Below are 15,100 nucleotides of genomic sequence, written 5' to 3' on the forward strand. Positions count from 1 at the left end.
TTCAAAACTGCATATTGATTGGCGGCAGGTTCACCATGCGGGATGTACCTGTGCTGTGCACAGCTGATCCACAGTTCACCCACAAGATGTTCAGCGTTGTTGCTCAGATATCTGTGAATAAACTGTGTATAAAATCCTTGTTGTGCCTTGGCAACTCCCCTCAAATGCTGGTGCTCGGGCTTTCTCGGTCGGGCTTTTTGCCTACAATGAAGATCCAACTATCGCAGTTGCCAATGATTGTTGGTTCAGGGCGCGTCGCCACTCGACGCGCCCTTTTTTCTTGTGCGCGCCGTTTTAATTCAATCACTTGACGCTTTCCGTTGATGAACCACATCAGAAATTTTTCCATCATTGCGCACATCGACCATGGCAAGTCGACACTCGCCGACCGCTTGATTCAACGCTGCGGCGGCTTGGCAGACCGTGATATGGAGGCCCAGGTTCTGGACTCGATGGACATCGAGAAAGAACGTGGGATAACCATCAAGGCGCAGACCGCTGCGCTGCAATACAAGGCCCAGGACGGGCAGGTCTACAACCTTAATCTCATCGACACGCCTGGTCACGTTGACTTCTCATACGAGGTGAGCCGCTCGCTGTCCGCATGTGAGGGCGCGCTCCTTGTTGTCGATGCATCACAAGGTGTGGAGGCTCAGACGGTGGCCAACTGCTACACCGCGTTGGACCTCGGTGTCGAAGTGGTGCCGGTGCTCAACAAGATGGATCTGCCCAATGCGGATCCCGAAAATGCAAAGGCCGAGATCGAAGACGTGATCGGCATTGACGCCACCGATGCCATTCCTTGCTCAGCCAAAACCGGCATGGGCATCGATGAGATTCTTGAAGCCATCGTTGCCAAGGTGCCCGCACCGCGTGGTAAACCCGACGGCCCGCTGCGTGCGATGATCATCGACAGCTGGTTTGACAGCTATGTCGGCGTTGTGATGCTGGTGCGTGTGGTCGACGGCCGCTTACTCAAGGGCGAGCGCATCAAGATGATGGCCAGTGAGGCGGTCTACAACGCCGACAACCTGGGCGTGTTCACCCCCGCCAACGAGCCGCGCAATTCGCTGGATGCGGGCCAGGTGGGCTACATCATTGCAGGCATCAAAGAGCTGCAGGCCGCCAAGGTGGGCGACACCATCACGCTCGAAAAAAAGCTGCCCAACAACGCAGGCCCGGCCGCCGAAGCCTTGCCCGGTTTCAAGGAAATCCAGCCCCAGGTGTTTGCCGGCCTCTACCCCACTGAAGCGAGTGAATATGACTCGCTTCGCGATGCCTTGGAGAAGCTCAAACTCAACGACGCATCGTTGCATTACGAGCCTGAGGTGAGCCAGGCGCTGGGTTTCGGTTTCCGCTGCGGCTTTCTGGGCCTGCTGCACATGGAAATTGTGCAGGAGCGCCTAGAGCGCGAGTTTGACCAGGACCTGATCACCACCGCACCCAGCGTGGTTTACCAGGTGGTCCGTGCCGATGGCGAAGTCGTGATGGTCGAGAACCCGTCCAAGATGCCCGACCAGGGACGGCTCGAAGAAATTCGCGAACCCATCGTGACGGTGCATCTGTACATGCCCCAGGACTATGTGGGCCCCGTGATGACCTTGGCCAACCAAAAGCGCGGTGTTCAGATGAACATGGCGTACCACGGACGCCAGGTCATGCTGACCTATGAGATGCCGCTGGGCGAAATCGTCCTCGACTTCTTTGACAAGCTCAAATCCGTGTCGCGCGGCTACGCATCCATGGACTACGAGTTCAAGGAATACCGCGCGTCTGACGTGGTGAAGGTGGACATTCTTCTGAACGGTGAAAAGGTGGATGCCTTGTCCATCATCGTGCACCGCTCGCAATCACAGTACCGCGGTCGGGCCGTGGTCGCGAAGATGCGCGAAATCATCAGCCGCCAGATGTATGACGTCGCCATACAAGCCGCCATTGGCGCCAATATCATCGCGCGCGAGACCATCAAGGCATTGCGCAAAAACGTGCTGGCTAAGTGTTACGGCGGTGACGTCAGCCGCAAGCGCAAGCTCCTCGAAAAACAAAAAGCAGGCAAAAAACGCATGAAACAGATTGGATCGGTAGAGGTGCCGCAAGAGGCGTTCTTGGCCATTTTGCAGGTGGAAGACTGATGCAATTCATGCAAATCCTCACCTCCATGGTGCTGGCGGCCTTTGTGGGCTATGTTGGCGCCTGGTATCTGGGCGCTATCGAAGGCAACTTTGCCCTTCTGTTGTTTCTGGCAACTCTCGTCACCGGAGCTTATTGGCTCGCCGAACGGATCTATTTTCTTCCCCGCCGCCGCCAGGCAGCGCAGGCCATTGAAGATGCCGCGGTACAGCGCCGTGCCGAACTTGACCGCATGGGCATTCGGCAAGTGGACGTAGATGCGCAGGACGCAAAAGGCCGCATTCTGATGCAGCCGTGGTGGCTGGACTGGACGGCGGGGTTGTTCCCGGTGATTGCCGCTGTGTTCTTCCTGCGGTCGTTTCTTTTTGAGCCCTTCAAAATTCCGTCGGGCTCCATGATCCCCACCTTGCTGGTGGGCGATCTGATCCTGGTGAACAAGTTTACCTATGGCGTTCGTCTGCCTGTGATCCATACCAAGCTCACGGAAGGCAACAAGCCGGAGCGGGGCGATGTACTGGTGTTTCGTTACCCACCGCAGCCGAGCCTGGACTACATCAAGCGGGTGGTTGGTGTGCCCGGGGATGAGGTGGCGTACATCAACAAGCGCCTGACAATCAACGGACAAGCGATTGACACCAAAGCGGCACCGGATTTCTTCGAAGAGGATTCGATGCGTTACTTCAAACAGTTTGAAGAGAAACTGGGCGATCGACCCCATGGGCTGCTCAATAACCCGGACGTTCCCGCCTTTGTGCAGGGCGCCAGTAATTTTGCTTACCGTGATAACTGCCGCTACAGTGTTGAAGGCGTCACCTGCAAGGTGCCCGACGGTCACTACTACATGATGGGTGACAACCGGGATAATTCCCTGGATTCGCGCTATTGGGGGTTTGTGCCGGAGGCCAACATTGTGGGCAAGGCCTTTTTTGTCTGGATGAATTTCGGTAGTCTCAAGCGAATTGGTCCATTTCATTGAGCTGTATCCGTCGCGGAACATAAGGAGAGGGTAGATATGACATTGCATCGCACAGCCAGCCGGTCGCATCAGCGCGGGTTGTCGTTTATCGGGGTGGTTTTTTTCGGGGTATTTGCGGTTGCCGCTTTTGCTATTGGCGGTCAATCGGTGCCGATCTTTCTGGAGAACGTCGCCATCAAGAAGGCCGCCGAAAAGGCCAAGCTCGAAGGTACGGTTCCTGGGATCAGAGCTGCCTTTGATCGTGCTGCGGCTATCGACGACATCACATCAATTCAAGGCAAAGACCTTGAAATCACCAAGCGTGGTGACAAAACGGTAGTCGGATTCAAATACTCGCGTGAAATCGCTCTGGCAGGTCCGGCCTTCCTCGTTTACCGCTTTGAAGAGCAGACCAAATAAGTGCACCCTGGTCTTTCAGCGCTGCAGGACCGCCTGCAGCACGTTTTCTCCGATCCCTCTCTCCTGCAGCGCGCCACTACCCACCGCAGCTTTTCTGCGGACCACAATGAGCGGCTGGAGTTTTTAGGCGACTCCGTACTGAATCTCGCAGTGGCAAGCCTGCTGTACCAGCGGCTCTCTGCCTTGCCTGAAGGCGATCTATCCCGTGTACGGGCCAATCTTGTCAAGCAAGACACCCTGCACCAGCTAGCGCTGAGGTTGAGGATTTCGGATGTATTGCGACTTGGCGAGGGCGAGTCCAAATCGGGTGGGCAGCAGCGCCCATCCATCCTGGCCGATGCTCTGGAGGCACTGATCGGTGCCGTCTACTTAGACGCTGGATATGCGAGCGCAGAGTCGCTGGTTCACCGCCTGTTTCAGGGTGTAGAGATCAACCCGCAGATGCAGGCGGCCTCCAAGGACCCGAAAACCGCGTTGCAGGAGTGGCTGCAGGGCCGCAAAATGAAGCTGCCGCAGTACAAAGTGGTGGCCACCGTAGGCGCCGCGCACCGCCAGACCTTTGATGTCGAGTGCGATATTCCTGAATTGGGCCTCACCGAGCGTGGCATCGGGGGCTCCCGCCGGGCGGGCGAACAGGCCGCTGCGGAGGCCATGCTGGCCACATTGAAAGCAAAAAAATTATGAATGACGCTACCAAAGATGTAGCTGGTGACGAAGGCGCTGAAAGCGCTGAAGGCGCTCCGGTGCAAAATGATCTGGAAGCCATGTTGGCAGCAGCGGGCGCTCCGGCGGCTGTTCCGGGTCAACGCTGTGGGGTGATTGCCATTGTGGGCAAGCCCAACGTGGGCAAGTCCACGTTGCTCAATGCCCTGGTCGGTCAGAAGATCAGCATCACCTCGCGCAAGGCGCAGACTACGCGCCACCGCATCACCGGCATTCGCACGCGCGAGCAGACGCAGTTCATTTTTGTGGACACCCCTGGTTTCCAGACGCGGCACGCTACGGCGCTCAACAAGTCCCTCAACAAGACCGTGATGGGCGCAATTGGCGATGTGGACCTGATTCTGTTCGTGGTGGAGGCCGGTAACTTCACGCTGGCCGACGCCAAGGTGCTGAGCCTGTTCAAGCCGGGCATTCCCACGCTGCTGCTGGCGAACAAGCTCGACATGGTGCACCGCCGCGCCGAGCTGGCCCCCTGGCTCAAGAGCATGCAGGAGCGCCATCCGTTTGCCGAGTTCGTGCCCATGTCGGCCAAGAACAAGGGCGATATCGAACGCCTGTTTGGCATCTGCGCTAAATACCTGCCTGAACAGGCTTGGTGGTATGGCGAAGAAGAACTGACCGATCGGAGCGAAAAATTTCTTGCCTCCGAAACCGTGCGCGAAAAGCTGTTCCGCTTTACTGGCGACGAGCTGCCCTACACCTCGACAGTGGTCATCGACAAGTTCGAGGAAGAAGCCAGCAAGGCGCACAAGCGCATGGTCAAGATCGCTGCCACCATCGTGGTCGAGCGTGACAACCACAAGATGATGGTTATCGGCGACAAGGGCGAGCGCTTGAAGCGCATCGGCACCGAAGCGCGGCAAGAGCTGGAAAAGCTCATGGATGCCAAAGTGTTTCTGGAGCTGTGGGTCAAGGTGCGCTCCGGCTGGGCCGACGATGAAGCGCGTGTGCGCTCGTTCGGCTACGAATAATTCCGTGCCTGCCCGCGACCCTGTCTTGCCCGGGCGGCCCAAGTTGGCTGGCGTGTGCCTGCTGCATGCATTTATGCAGGCTTGACGCTGATGGCAGCCGCCAAGCGCATTTCTGATGAACCCGCCTTCGTGCTGCACAGCTACGACTGGAGCGAGTCGAGCCTGATCCTGGAAGTCTTTTGTCGCCGCCAAGGCCGTGTGGCTCTGGTGGCCAAAGGCGCCAAAAAGCCCACCTCCAACTTTCGCCCGGTGCTGCTGCCCTTGCAGCCCGTGCTGGTGACGTACTCGCTGACCGGCGATGGCAATGCCGACATCCATACCTTGAAGGGCGCCGAGTGGGTGGGCGGACATGTGATGCCCACCGGCGACGCACTGCTGTCGGGCATGTACCTCAACGAGTTGCTGCTGCGCCTGCTGGCGCGGGCCGACCCGCACCCTGCGTTGTTCGATGCCTATGCCGGCGTGGTGCGTGTGCTGGCCAGCGAACATGGCGATGCGCTGGAAGCCGTGCTGCGCAGCTTTGAGCTGCTTTTGCTGCGCGAAATTGGTTTGCTTCCGGGCCTTGATGCTCAGACCATGACGCTGGAGCCCTTGAAGCCCACCACGCGCTACACCTTGGTGGCCGAGGGCGGCTTGCGCGCGGCATCCACCACAGATCGCGCCAGCCTGCTCGGCAGCCAGTGGCAAGCGCTGCAGCAGGCGCTGGACGATGGCGCCAGCTACACCGCGACCTTGCGCGCCTGTGTGCCATTTGCAGCAGAACTCAAACCCCAGCTGCGGACCCTGCTGCAATACCATTGCGGCAGCCCGATGCTGCGCACCCGCCAGCTCATGATCGACCTGCAGGCCCTATGACCCCCACTTCACAGCCATCGCACCGCACCGCCTTGTCGGTCAACGTCAACAAAGTCGCCCTGTTGCGCAACACGCGCCATCTGGGCATTCCCAGCGTTACGCGTGCAGCCGAGCTGTGCCTGCAGGCGGGCGCACAAGGCATCACGGTGCACCCCCGGCCTGACGAGCGGCACATCCGCAGCCAGGACGTGTTTGAACTGGCAGCGCTGATGAAGGCCTGGCCCGACCGCGAATACAACATTGAAGGCAACCCGTCGCAGAACCTGATGGACTTCATCCGCCAGGCACGGCCTCATCAGGCAACGTTTGTTCCCGACAGCGAAGACCAGTTCACCAGCGACCACGGCTGGAGCTTTCCGCATGATGCAGAGCGTCTGGCGCCGCTGATCGCCGAATGCAAGGCACTGGGCGTGCGCGTGAGCCTGTTCATGGACCCGGTGCCCGAGCAGATGGCCGCCGCCAAGGCGGTGGGCGCTGACCGGGTGGAGCTGTACACCGAGCCCTTCGCCGCTGCCTGGGGTACTCCGCAGCAATCCATCGAACTCAATCGCTACGCGGCCGCCGCCCGGGCCGCGCTGGATGCGGGCCTGGGCGTGAACGCTGGCCATGACCTCAACCGCGACAACCTCGCCGCGTTTGTCCGCGACGTGCCCGGCGTGCTCGAAGTCTCGATTGGCCACGCCCTCATCGCAGACGCGCTGGAGCTGGGCTACTCCGCCACGGTTTCGGCTTACCTGGGCTGCATTCAGGCGGGTTCTGTGGTCCCGACTGTTAACTCCTGATTTGATAGCTGTTAGCGCTTGATGGATAAGCGCTAGAGCCCAATTTCATTCGATAATAATGATCTACGGCATTGGCACCGACATCTGCGACGTGCGCCGCATCGCGGCCAGCCTGGAGCGCCATGGCGACCGCTTTGCGCAGAAGGTGTTGGCCGACGGCGAACTGGCCACCTGGCGCGAGCGCAGTGCGCGCTGGCCGGACCGCGGCCTGCGCTATCTGGCCACGCGGTTCTCGGCCAAGGAGGCCTTCAGCAAGGCCATCGGCCTCGGTATGCGCATGCCCATGACCTGGCGCCACTGCGAGGTGGCCAAGCTGCCCAGCGGCCAGCCGGTGATCGTGCTGCATGGCGCGCTCAAGGAATGGTTCGACAGCAAAGGCCTGCACGCGCACCTGAGCGTGACCGACGAAACCGACTATGCCGCCAGCTTCTGTGTGGTAGAGAAATATGATTAAAAATGGGCTCTAGCGCTTGATGGATAAGCGCTAGTAGCTATGTATTGAATAGCAATCTGATGTGTGACACCCTATGACCGAACACGCCCCCCTCATCCTTGACGTCGCTGGCACCACCCTCAGCGCCGCCGACCGCCGCCGCCTGGCCCACCCGCTGACCGGCGGCGTGATCCTGTTTGCCCGCAACTGGGAAAACCGCGCACAGCTGCTGCAGCTCACCAGCAGTATCAAGGCCGTGCGCGACGACCTGCTCATCTGCGTGGACCACGAGGGCGGCCGTGTGCAGCGCTTTCGTACCGACGGCTTCACCCACCTGCCGCCCATGCGCGCGCTGGGTGACATGTGGATGGACGACGGCAAGGGCGCCAAGGCCGTGCCCGGCAGCGGGGCGCTGCGCGCCACCAACGCGGCCACGGCGGCGGGTTACGTGCTCGGAGCCGAACTGCGTGCTTGCGGCGTGGACTTCAGCTTCACGCCCGTGCTGGATCTCGACCATGGCGAAAGCGGCGTGATCGGCGACCGCGCCTTTCACCGCGACCCACGCGTGGTGGCGTTGCTGGCCAAGAGCCTCATGCACGGCCTGCTGCAGGCGGGCATGGCCAACTGCGGCAAACACTTTCCCGGCCACGGATTTGTCAAAGCCGACTCGCACACCGAAGTGCCGGTAGACAACCGCAGCCTCAAGGCCATCCTGGCCGATGACGCCGCGCCGTACCCCTGGCTCTGCAGCACGCTCACCAGTGTGATGCCCGCCCATGTGATTTACCCCAAGGTGGACAGCCGCCCGGCGGGCTTCTCGCAGCGCTGGCTGCAGGACATCCTGCGCCGCCAGATGCGGTTTGACGGAGCCATCTTCAGCGACGACCTCAGCATGGAAGGCGCCCGCCGTTTGGACGGGCAAGTGGTCAGCTACACCGATGCGGCCATTGCGGCCCTGGCCGCCGGATGCGACCTGGTGCTGCTGTGCAACCAGAGTGTGGGCGATGGCAAGGCGGTGGACGAACTCATCGACGGCCTTGATGCCGCTCTGTCGCAAGGCCGCTGGCAGCCCAGCGTGGACAGCGAATCCCGTCGCCTGGCGCTGCTGCCGGAAACCCTGCCGCAGCCCTGGGATGAGCTGATGTACCAGCCCGCTTACTTGCAGGCGCTGGACCTGCTGCCCTGAGGTCTTAGACTGGCCGATTACGGCGTGTTGAAAGGCCCTGGCACCACGGGCGGCGGGGCTGCTACCGACGGGGCTGCCGCGGCATTGGGAACGTCCGCAGCAGGTGCCGGTGGTGCGGGCGGTGGTGGCACCACCTGAAAGCGCCGCACCACCCGCTGAAAGATCAGCGAGTTCGGAATCTGTAGCCAGGCCCCGCTGTGCGCAGCAGCCGTGTGCGCCGCGCCATGGTCTTCCAGCGTGGTGTAAAGCAGGTTGATGTCCACCACGCGGCCTTTGGCGCCGGGTTTTTCGGCCGTGTCCAGCACCTCGATGTAGTCGCCAATGCGGTAGGGGCGCACCGTAAAGATCAACAGCGCGCAAAACAGGTTGGACAGCACGCTCCATGCCGCAAAAAAGGCCACAGCCCCCACGGTGGCGAAGCCGGTAAAGGCAGTCCACAGCACCGTGGCCGACACCCCCATGCGTTCGAGCACCAGCAGAAGGGCGCTGGCGATGATCACCCAGCGAATCAGTCCGTTGATGGGAACCAGCAGTTCATCGGGCAACTGGTACCGCACGCTGGCGCGGCGCACCAGTCGGCGCAATGTCCGTTGCAGCGCCCAGGCCACAAACAGGATGAGCAGGATCTGCGCACCGGGGACGATGACTTCGAGCCAGTCCTGCACCCAGTCGGGCAGGCGGGTTTTCAGCATTTGCATGCGGGAGACGGCGTTGCGTGTGTTGCGCTCTGTGGCATCAAACGAGAAAGCAGAAAGGAAACTCAATTGCGCAATTGCTCCACGGTGTCCAGCTGCATTTCAAAACTGAAGAAGCGGTTGCGTCCCTGCGCCTTGGCGGCGTACAGGGCCTGATCGGCGCGCATGATCATGCTCTCGGCGTTGGTGCTTTCGTCCGGCACACAAGTGGTGATGCCACCCGACAGCGTAAGCCTGTCGCCCAATGGGGAGTCCGCATGCGCTATGGCGCGCACCTTGAGCAGTTGTCCCAGTGCGCGCGCAAAGGTCATGGCGCCCGAGCGGGGGGTGTTGGGCAGGATGAGTGCAAATTCTTCGCCGCCATAGCGGGACGCCACATCACGGGGGCGCACGCACACCTCCCGCAACAGCCGACCCACCTCTTTCAGGCACGCATCGCCCTGCAAATGGCCGCTGGCATCGTTGAACAGCTTGAAGTGGTCCAGGTCACACAGCATCAGCGTGAGCGGCGTGCCGTCACGGCGCGCGGCCAGAATTTCGCTGTGCAGGATACGGTCAAAACCGCGGCGGTTGACGAGGCCGGTGAGCGCATCGACCTCCACCATTTCATTCAGGCGCAGATTGGCGGCGTGCAGCTCCGCTGACATCGATACCAGCCTGCGGCGCATGTCCAGCAGGCGCCGCATGGCACGCAGCTTGGCCATCAAAACGATAGGCCGGACCGGTTTGACAAGGTAGTCGTCCCCACCCACCTCAATGCCGCGCCATACGTCCAGTTCGTTGTCCAGGCCGGACAGGAAGATGATGGGTGTCCAGTCGCCTGCCTCGCTCTCGCGCATTTGCTGGGCCACCCAGTAGCCGTCCTTGCCGGGCAGTTTGATGTCCAGCAGCACTAGGTCGGGCCGGTGGGCCTTGAACTGCTGCAGGGCGGTGTTGCCCTCGGGCGCTTCAAAAATATGGGAGACGCCCGCCCGCCGAAGCTCTGCCACCAGCACGGCGCGCACCGAGCCCTGGTCTTCCACCACCAGCACCGAGAAACCGGTGCCCGATGGCAAGGGCTCGTCGGGCGGGCAGGGTGCGTCGCTGGAAGTGAATGGCACGGTAGCGACTCCTTGGGTGGGTAAAACGGCGCGATCCAGAGGCTGAGGCCTTCAGGACTCCCGGCGCAGGGCGGGGAACAGGATCACGTCGCGGATGCTGGGACTGTCGGTCAGCAGCATCATGAGCCGATCGATACCGATACCGCAACCCCCGGTGGGTGGCATGCCGTATTCCAGCGCGCGCACAAAGTCGTGGTCAAAAAACATGGCTTCGTCGTCGCCACTGTCCTTGGCGGCCACCTGGGCGTGGAAGCGCGCGGCCTGGTCTTCGGCGTCGTTCAGTTCGCTGAAGCCGTTGCCGAATTCGCGGCCGGTGATGTACAGCTCGAAACGCTCGGTGACCTCTGGGCGCGTGTCATTGGCGCGCGCCAGTGGCGAGATTTCGGTGGGGTGCTCCATGATGAAGGTGGGCTGCCACAGCTTGTCTTCCACCGTTTCCTCAAAGTACAGCACTTGCAGGCTGGCCAGCGTGCGGGTCGAAAGTTTGTTCTTTTCTTCGCTCAGGCCCAGCTTTTTGAGTGCGCTAGTGAGCCAGGCGGCGTCGTCCACATGGGCGCCCGCTTCGGTGTACTGGAAAATCGCTTCGCGGATGGTCAGGCGGGCAAACGGCTGGCTCAGGTCCACATCGCGGCCGCCATAGCTCAGCTGCAGCGAGCCCGTGGCCTTCAGCGCCACTTCGCGGACCAGCGTCTCGGTAAAGTCCATCAGGTCCAGGTAGTTCCAGTACGCCGCGTAGAACTCCATCATGGTGAACTCGGGGTTGTGGCGCACCGAGATACCTTCATTGCGGTAGCTGCGGTTGATCTCGAACACGCGCTCGAAACCGCCGACGATCAGGCGCTTCAAGTACAGCTCGGGCGCGATGCGCAGGTACATCTCCTGCTCCAGCGCGTTGTGGTGTGTCACGAACGGCTTGGCGTTGGCGCCGCCCGGAATGGGGTGCAGCATGGGCGTTTCGACTTCGAGAAAGCCGTGGCTGACCATGAATTCGCGCAGGCCGCTCACGGCCTTGCTGCGCGCCACGAAGCGCTTGCGCGCATGTTCGTCGGTGATCAGGTCCACATAGCGCTGGCGGTACTTCTGCTCCTGGTCGGCCATGCCGTGGAACTTGTCGGGCAGCGGGCGCAGGCTCTTGGTGAGCAGGCGCAGGCTGGTCACCTTGACCGACAGCTCGCCGGTTTTGGTTTTCATCAGCGTGCCCTCGGCACCCACGATGTCGCCCAGGTCCCAGTGTTTGAAGGCGGCGTACAGGTCTTCCCCCACGGCATCGCGGGTCACATAAAGCTGAATGCGGCCGCCCACTTCACCCAGCGAGCCGTCCTGCACCGTGGCAAAACTGGCTTTGCCCATCACGCGCTTGAGCATCATGCGGCCGGCTACAGAGACGCTGACGGGCGTGGTTTCGAGGGATTCATTCGTGGCAGCGCCATGCTCCAGGTGCAACTGGGCAGCCCTGTGGCCAGGCTTGAAGTTGTTGGGGAAGGCAACGCCACCGCCAGTGGCCTGGGCCTCGCGCAGAGCACGGAGCTTTTCGCGGCGCTCGGCGATGAGCTGGTTTTCGTCCTGGGGAGGGGTCTGATCTGACATAGGGGCCGTCGTACGGTGGCGTGAATGTGGGGCTGGGCTCAGCCAAACCCCTGATTTTATCGACTACGCACCGTCTTTGGCCGCCGAGTGTCAGGATGGGCGGTTAATCCAAAGGATGGACACCGTGCGCGCAATGATCTTGAGGTCACCCCAGAGCGTGTGCGACTGCGCATATTCCGTGGCGTAGCGGAGCTTGACGGGAAGTATCTGCTCGACGTAAGTCTGCTCCGGGTCGGAGCTGTGGCCCAGCAGGCTGCTTTCGTCCCGGAACTCGATGGACGCCAGATCCGTGATGCCAGGACGCACGCTAAGGATGCGTTCGCGCACGGATTCGGGGTACATCGCCACATAGTTTGGCACTTCAGGCCGGGGGCCCACCACGCTCATGTCGCCCCGCAGCACGTTGATGAACTGCGGCAGCTCGTCTACCTTGGTACGCCGGAGCCAGCTGCCGGAGCGGGTGATTCGCGTGTCGGCGCCAATGGTGATGGCGGGACCGGCCTTTTCGGCGTGCGCATGCATGGTACGGAACTTGTAGATGCGAAACAGCCTCCCGTCGCGTCCCACCCGTGTCTGCCGGAAGAAGACCGTGCCCGGTGAGTCCCATCGCACCCAGATGGCGACCACTACCAGCACCGGCGCAAGCACCACAAGCGCGAAGCCCGCAAAAATCAAATCGAACAATCGTTTGGGCATCAGCCCAGCACATCATGCAGGGCACGGATCACACGGTCCTGGTCCGCGTCGGTCATCGCGGTGAACAGGGGGATGCTGATCATGGCTTGGTAAGCCGCCTCGGCCTGCGGGAACATGGTGGAGCTGAGCTGATACCGGTCGCGCCAGTACGGGTGCCGGTGCAACGGAACATAGTGCACGCTGGTGCCAATGCCCCTGTCGGACAGTGCTTGGATGACTTGGTCGCGCGTGATGGCAGTGCCTTCGCGCAACCGGATCACATACAGGTGCCAGGCATGCGTGTCGCCGTGGGGCGCGCTGGCCGGCAGGGTCAAAGGCAATGCTGCCAGTTGGGTGTTGTAGCGCGCTGCGAGGTATTGGCGGCGTGCCAAAAACTGCGGCAGGCGCGCCAGTTGCACCACCCCCATGGCTGCAGCTACGTCGGTCATGTTGTACTTGAAGCCGGGCGCCACCACTTCGTAGTACCACGCGGGCGTCTTGGATGTAAAGCGGTCAAACGCATCGCGGCTCATGCCATGCAGCCGCATGATGCGCATGCGCTCTGCCAGTGTCGGGTCGCGCGTGACGGCCATGCCGCCTTCGCCGGTGGTGATCGTCTTGTTGGCGTAGAAGCTGAACACCGTGACATCGGACTGCAGCTGGCCCACCAGATTGCCTTGCCATGTGGTTGGCAGTGCGTGGGCCGCGTCTTCAACGACCTTGAGGCCGTGTTCACGCGCAATGGCCAGAATGTCGTCCATCCGGCAAGCCAGCCCTGCATAGTGCACCGGCATGATGGCCTTGGTTCTTGGTGTGATCGCGGCGCGGATTTTTGCGGGGTCGATGTTCAGCGTCACCGGGTCCACATCTACCAGTACCGGGTCGGCGCCGAGGTAGCGCACCACCTCCACCGTCGCCGTGAAGGTGAGCGTGGGGGCGATGACTTCGTCTCCCGGGCCAATACCCAGCGCTTCGAGCGCAAGGTGCAAGCCCGCAGTGGCTGAGTTGACGGCAATGCTTTGCAGCCCTTGGCCGCCCAGATAGTCGGTGAATGCCTGCTCAAATTCTTTGGCCTTGGGGCCTGTTGTTACCCAGCCGGAGCGCATGGCTGTGCCCACCGCGGCAATCTCGGCGTCGCCAATGTCGGGGCGCGCGAAGGGTAAAAATGGTTGAGGAGTTTCAGGAGGCGGCATGCGTAGAGCGGGGGTCATGACGAGGTGATAGAACGCGTGTCAGGGGAGGGTCGGCGTCGCGCGCCCGATGGAGTGGTACTCCAATCCCAGTGCGTGCATGTCGCCAGGATCGAACAGGTTGCGTCCGTCAAAGACGATGGGCTCATGCAATGTGCGGGCGATTTGGGCAAAGTCCGGGCTGCGGAACTCTTTCCACTCCGTGACGATGATCACTGCGGTAGCGCCTTCCAGCGCTTCTGGGGCGCTGGTGGCGTAGCTCAACCCGGGGCGCGCACCCAGCGCCTGTCTAGCCCGCTCCATGGCGACGGGGTCATAGGCACAGACTTCTGCGCCCATGCGCAGCAATCTGTCGATGATTGTCAGGCTGGGCGCTTCGCGCATGTCATCGGTGCCAGGTTTGAAGGCCAGGCCCCACACTGCGAATCGCTTTCCACCCAGGTCGGTGCCAAATCGCTGAACGACCTTGTCGACCAGAACTCCCTTTTGCAATTCGTTCACGGTCTGCACCTCTTTCAGAACGCGCAGTGGGTGACCGGCTTCCTCCGCGGTGCGCAACAGTGCGTTCACGTCCTTTGGAAAGCAAGACCCCCCGTAGCCCGTGCCTGCGTAGAGAAAATGGGTGCCAATGCGGGGGTCAGTGCCGATGCCGGTGCGTACCTGTTCAATGTCCACCCCCAGTGTTTCTGCTAACAGCGCCAGCTCGTTCATGAAGCTGATGCGCGTGGCAAGCATGGCATTGGCGGCATATTTGGTGAACTCTGCGCTGCGAATGTCCATGGCGATCAGACGGTCCCGGTTGCGCATGAACGGTGCGTACAGGGCGCGCAGGCAGTCGGCAGCTTGCGTATCGTCGGTTCCGACAATCACCCGGTCGGGCCGCATGAAATCCTGAACGGCAGAACCTTCCTTCAGAAATTCTGGGTTGGCGGCCAGGGCGTAGGGTATGTGCAGCGATCTTGCGGCCAGTGTGGCGTCCACTGCCTTACGCACCTTGTCGGCCGTTCCGACCGGCACCGTGCTCTTCGTCACGATCAGTGTGTACTGCGTCATGTGCTGCGCCACGGATCGCGCTGCCGCCAGCACATGCTGGAGGTCGGCCGAGCCGTCCTCGCCTGAAGGGGTGCCCACGGCAATCATTTGAATCGTGCCATGTGCCACCGCATGCACCACGTCGGTGGTGAACGCCAGGCGCCCGCCGTTTGCATTGCGCGTCACGATCTCTGCCAAGCCGGGTTCATAGATGGGAATGTACCCGGCTTGAAGGGCGGCAATTCGGGTTGCGTCCTGGTCCAGGCACACCACGTGGTTGCCCATCTCTGCCAGGCAAGCCCCGGTGACGAGCCCCACGTAGCCGGTCCCGATAACTGTGATCTTCATAAAAATTGTCGCGCCATG

General features: G+C 61.4%; 16 protein-coding genes. 9 read left to right on the forward strand and 7 right to left on the reverse strand.

From position 1 onward, the window contains the following. Positions 1–160 precede the first annotated feature (160 nt). Entirely contained in the window at positions 161–334 is a 174-nt protein-coding gene (locus tag ACK4OE_RS12865; protein WP_409885202.1) for a hypothetical protein, read from the reverse strand. Here ACK4OE_RS12865 and lepA point away from each other — a divergent pair. From lepA to nagZ, 9 genes are all read left to right on the forward strand, one after another. Beyond that, entirely contained in the window at positions 324–2,132 is a 1,809-nt protein-coding gene (gene lepA, locus ACK4OE_RS12870; protein ID WP_409885203.1) for a translation elongation factor 4, read from the forward strand. The two genes, ACK4OE_RS12865 and lepA, sit on opposite strands and share 11 nt — an antisense overlap. Next, complete coding sequence (lepB, locus tag ACK4OE_RS12875; RefSeq protein WP_409885204.1) at positions 2,132–3,106, forward strand: signal peptidase I; 975 nt, start codon at positions 2,132–2,134, stop codon at positions 3,104–3,106. The genes lepA and lepB overlap by 1 nt, the downstream gene beginning before the upstream one ends. 36 nt (positions 3,107–3,142) lie before the next feature. After that, on the forward strand, positions 3,143–3,505 hold the full coding sequence (locus tag ACK4OE_RS12880) for a DUF4845 domain-containing protein (protein ID WP_409885205.1): 363 nt from the start codon (positions 3,143–3,145) through the stop codon (positions 3,503–3,505). Then, the gene (gene rnc, locus ACK4OE_RS12885) at positions 3,506–4,189 is read left to right on the forward strand and encodes a ribonuclease III (protein ID WP_409885206.1); all 684 of its coding nucleotides are present in this window, start codon (positions 3,506–3,508) and stop codon (positions 4,187–4,189) included. After that, entirely contained in the window at positions 4,186–5,199 is a 1,014-nt protein-coding gene (gene era / locus ACK4OE_RS12890) for a GTPase Era (protein ID WP_409885207.1), read from the forward strand. The genes rnc and era overlap by 4 nt, the downstream gene beginning before the upstream one ends. A gap of 90 nt (positions 5,200–5,289) precedes the next feature. Further along, complete coding sequence (gene recO / locus ACK4OE_RS12895) at positions 5,290–6,054, forward strand: DNA repair protein RecO (protein ID WP_409885208.1); 765 nt, start codon at positions 5,290–5,292, stop codon at positions 6,052–6,054. After that, the gene (locus tag ACK4OE_RS12900) at positions 6,051–6,836 is read left to right on the forward strand and encodes a pyridoxine 5'-phosphate synthase (protein WP_409885209.1); all 786 of its coding nucleotides are present in this window, start codon (positions 6,051–6,053) and stop codon (positions 6,834–6,836) included. The genes recO and ACK4OE_RS12900 overlap by 4 nt, the downstream gene beginning before the upstream one ends. A gap of 58 nt (positions 6,837–6,894) precedes the next feature. Further along, positions 6,895–7,290: a holo-ACP synthase gene (acpS, locus tag ACK4OE_RS12905; protein ID WP_409885210.1), complete on the forward strand. Its 396-nt coding sequence runs from the start codon at positions 6,895–6,897 to the stop codon at positions 7,288–7,290. Positions 7,291–7,363: 73 nt separating this feature from the next. Then, positions 7,364–8,455 (forward strand): beta-N-acetylhexosaminidase, encoded by a 1,092-nt coding sequence (gene nagZ / locus ACK4OE_RS12910; protein ID WP_409885211.1) that lies wholly within the window; start codon positions 7,364–7,366, stop codon positions 8,453–8,455. A 17-nt stretch (positions 8,456–8,472) separates the two neighbouring features. Here the strand turns inward: nagZ and ACK4OE_RS12915 are convergent, their stop codons facing one another. The 6 genes from ACK4OE_RS12915 to ACK4OE_RS12940 form a co-directional block, all read right to left on the reverse strand. Continuing rightward, complete coding sequence (locus ACK4OE_RS12915) at positions 8,473–9,153, reverse strand: mechanosensitive ion channel family protein (RefSeq protein ID WP_409885212.1); 681 nt, start codon at positions 9,151–9,153, stop codon at positions 8,473–8,475. 62 nt (positions 9,154–9,215) lie between these two features. Further along, the gene (locus tag ACK4OE_RS12920; RefSeq protein WP_409885213.1) at positions 9,216–10,250 is read right to left on the reverse strand and encodes a diguanylate cyclase domain-containing protein; all 1,035 of its coding nucleotides are present in this window, start codon (positions 10,248–10,250) and stop codon (positions 9,216–9,218) included. Between the two features lie 51 nt (positions 10,251–10,301). Continuing rightward, positions 10,302–11,837: a lysine--tRNA ligase gene (gene lysS / locus ACK4OE_RS12925; protein WP_409885214.1), complete on the reverse strand. Its 1,536-nt coding sequence runs from the start codon at positions 11,835–11,837 to the stop codon at positions 10,302–10,304. Between the two features lie 90 nt (positions 11,838–11,927). Continuing rightward, entirely contained in the window at positions 11,928–12,533 is a 606-nt protein-coding gene (locus tag ACK4OE_RS12930) for a sugar transferase (protein ID WP_409885215.1), read from the reverse strand. Then, positions 12,533–13,723: a DegT/DnrJ/EryC1/StrS family aminotransferase gene (locus tag ACK4OE_RS12935; RefSeq protein WP_409885216.1), complete on the reverse strand. Its 1,191-nt coding sequence runs from the start codon at positions 13,721–13,723 to the stop codon at positions 12,533–12,535. The genes ACK4OE_RS12930 and ACK4OE_RS12935 overlap by 1 nt, the downstream gene beginning before the upstream one ends. A 21-nt stretch (positions 13,724–13,744) precedes the next feature. Further along, positions 13,745–15,082, reverse strand: a complete 1,338-nt coding sequence (locus tag ACK4OE_RS12940; RefSeq protein WP_409885217.1) for a UDP-glucose dehydrogenase family protein — start codon at positions 15,080–15,082, stop codon at positions 13,745–13,747. Between the last annotated feature and the right edge of the window lie 18 nt (positions 15,083–15,100).

It is taken from the genome of Acidovorax sp. (genome assembly GCF_046314175.1).
In the GTDB taxonomy this organism is placed as follows: Bacteria; Pseudomonadota; Gammaproteobacteria; order Burkholderiales; family Burkholderiaceae_C; genus Acidovorax.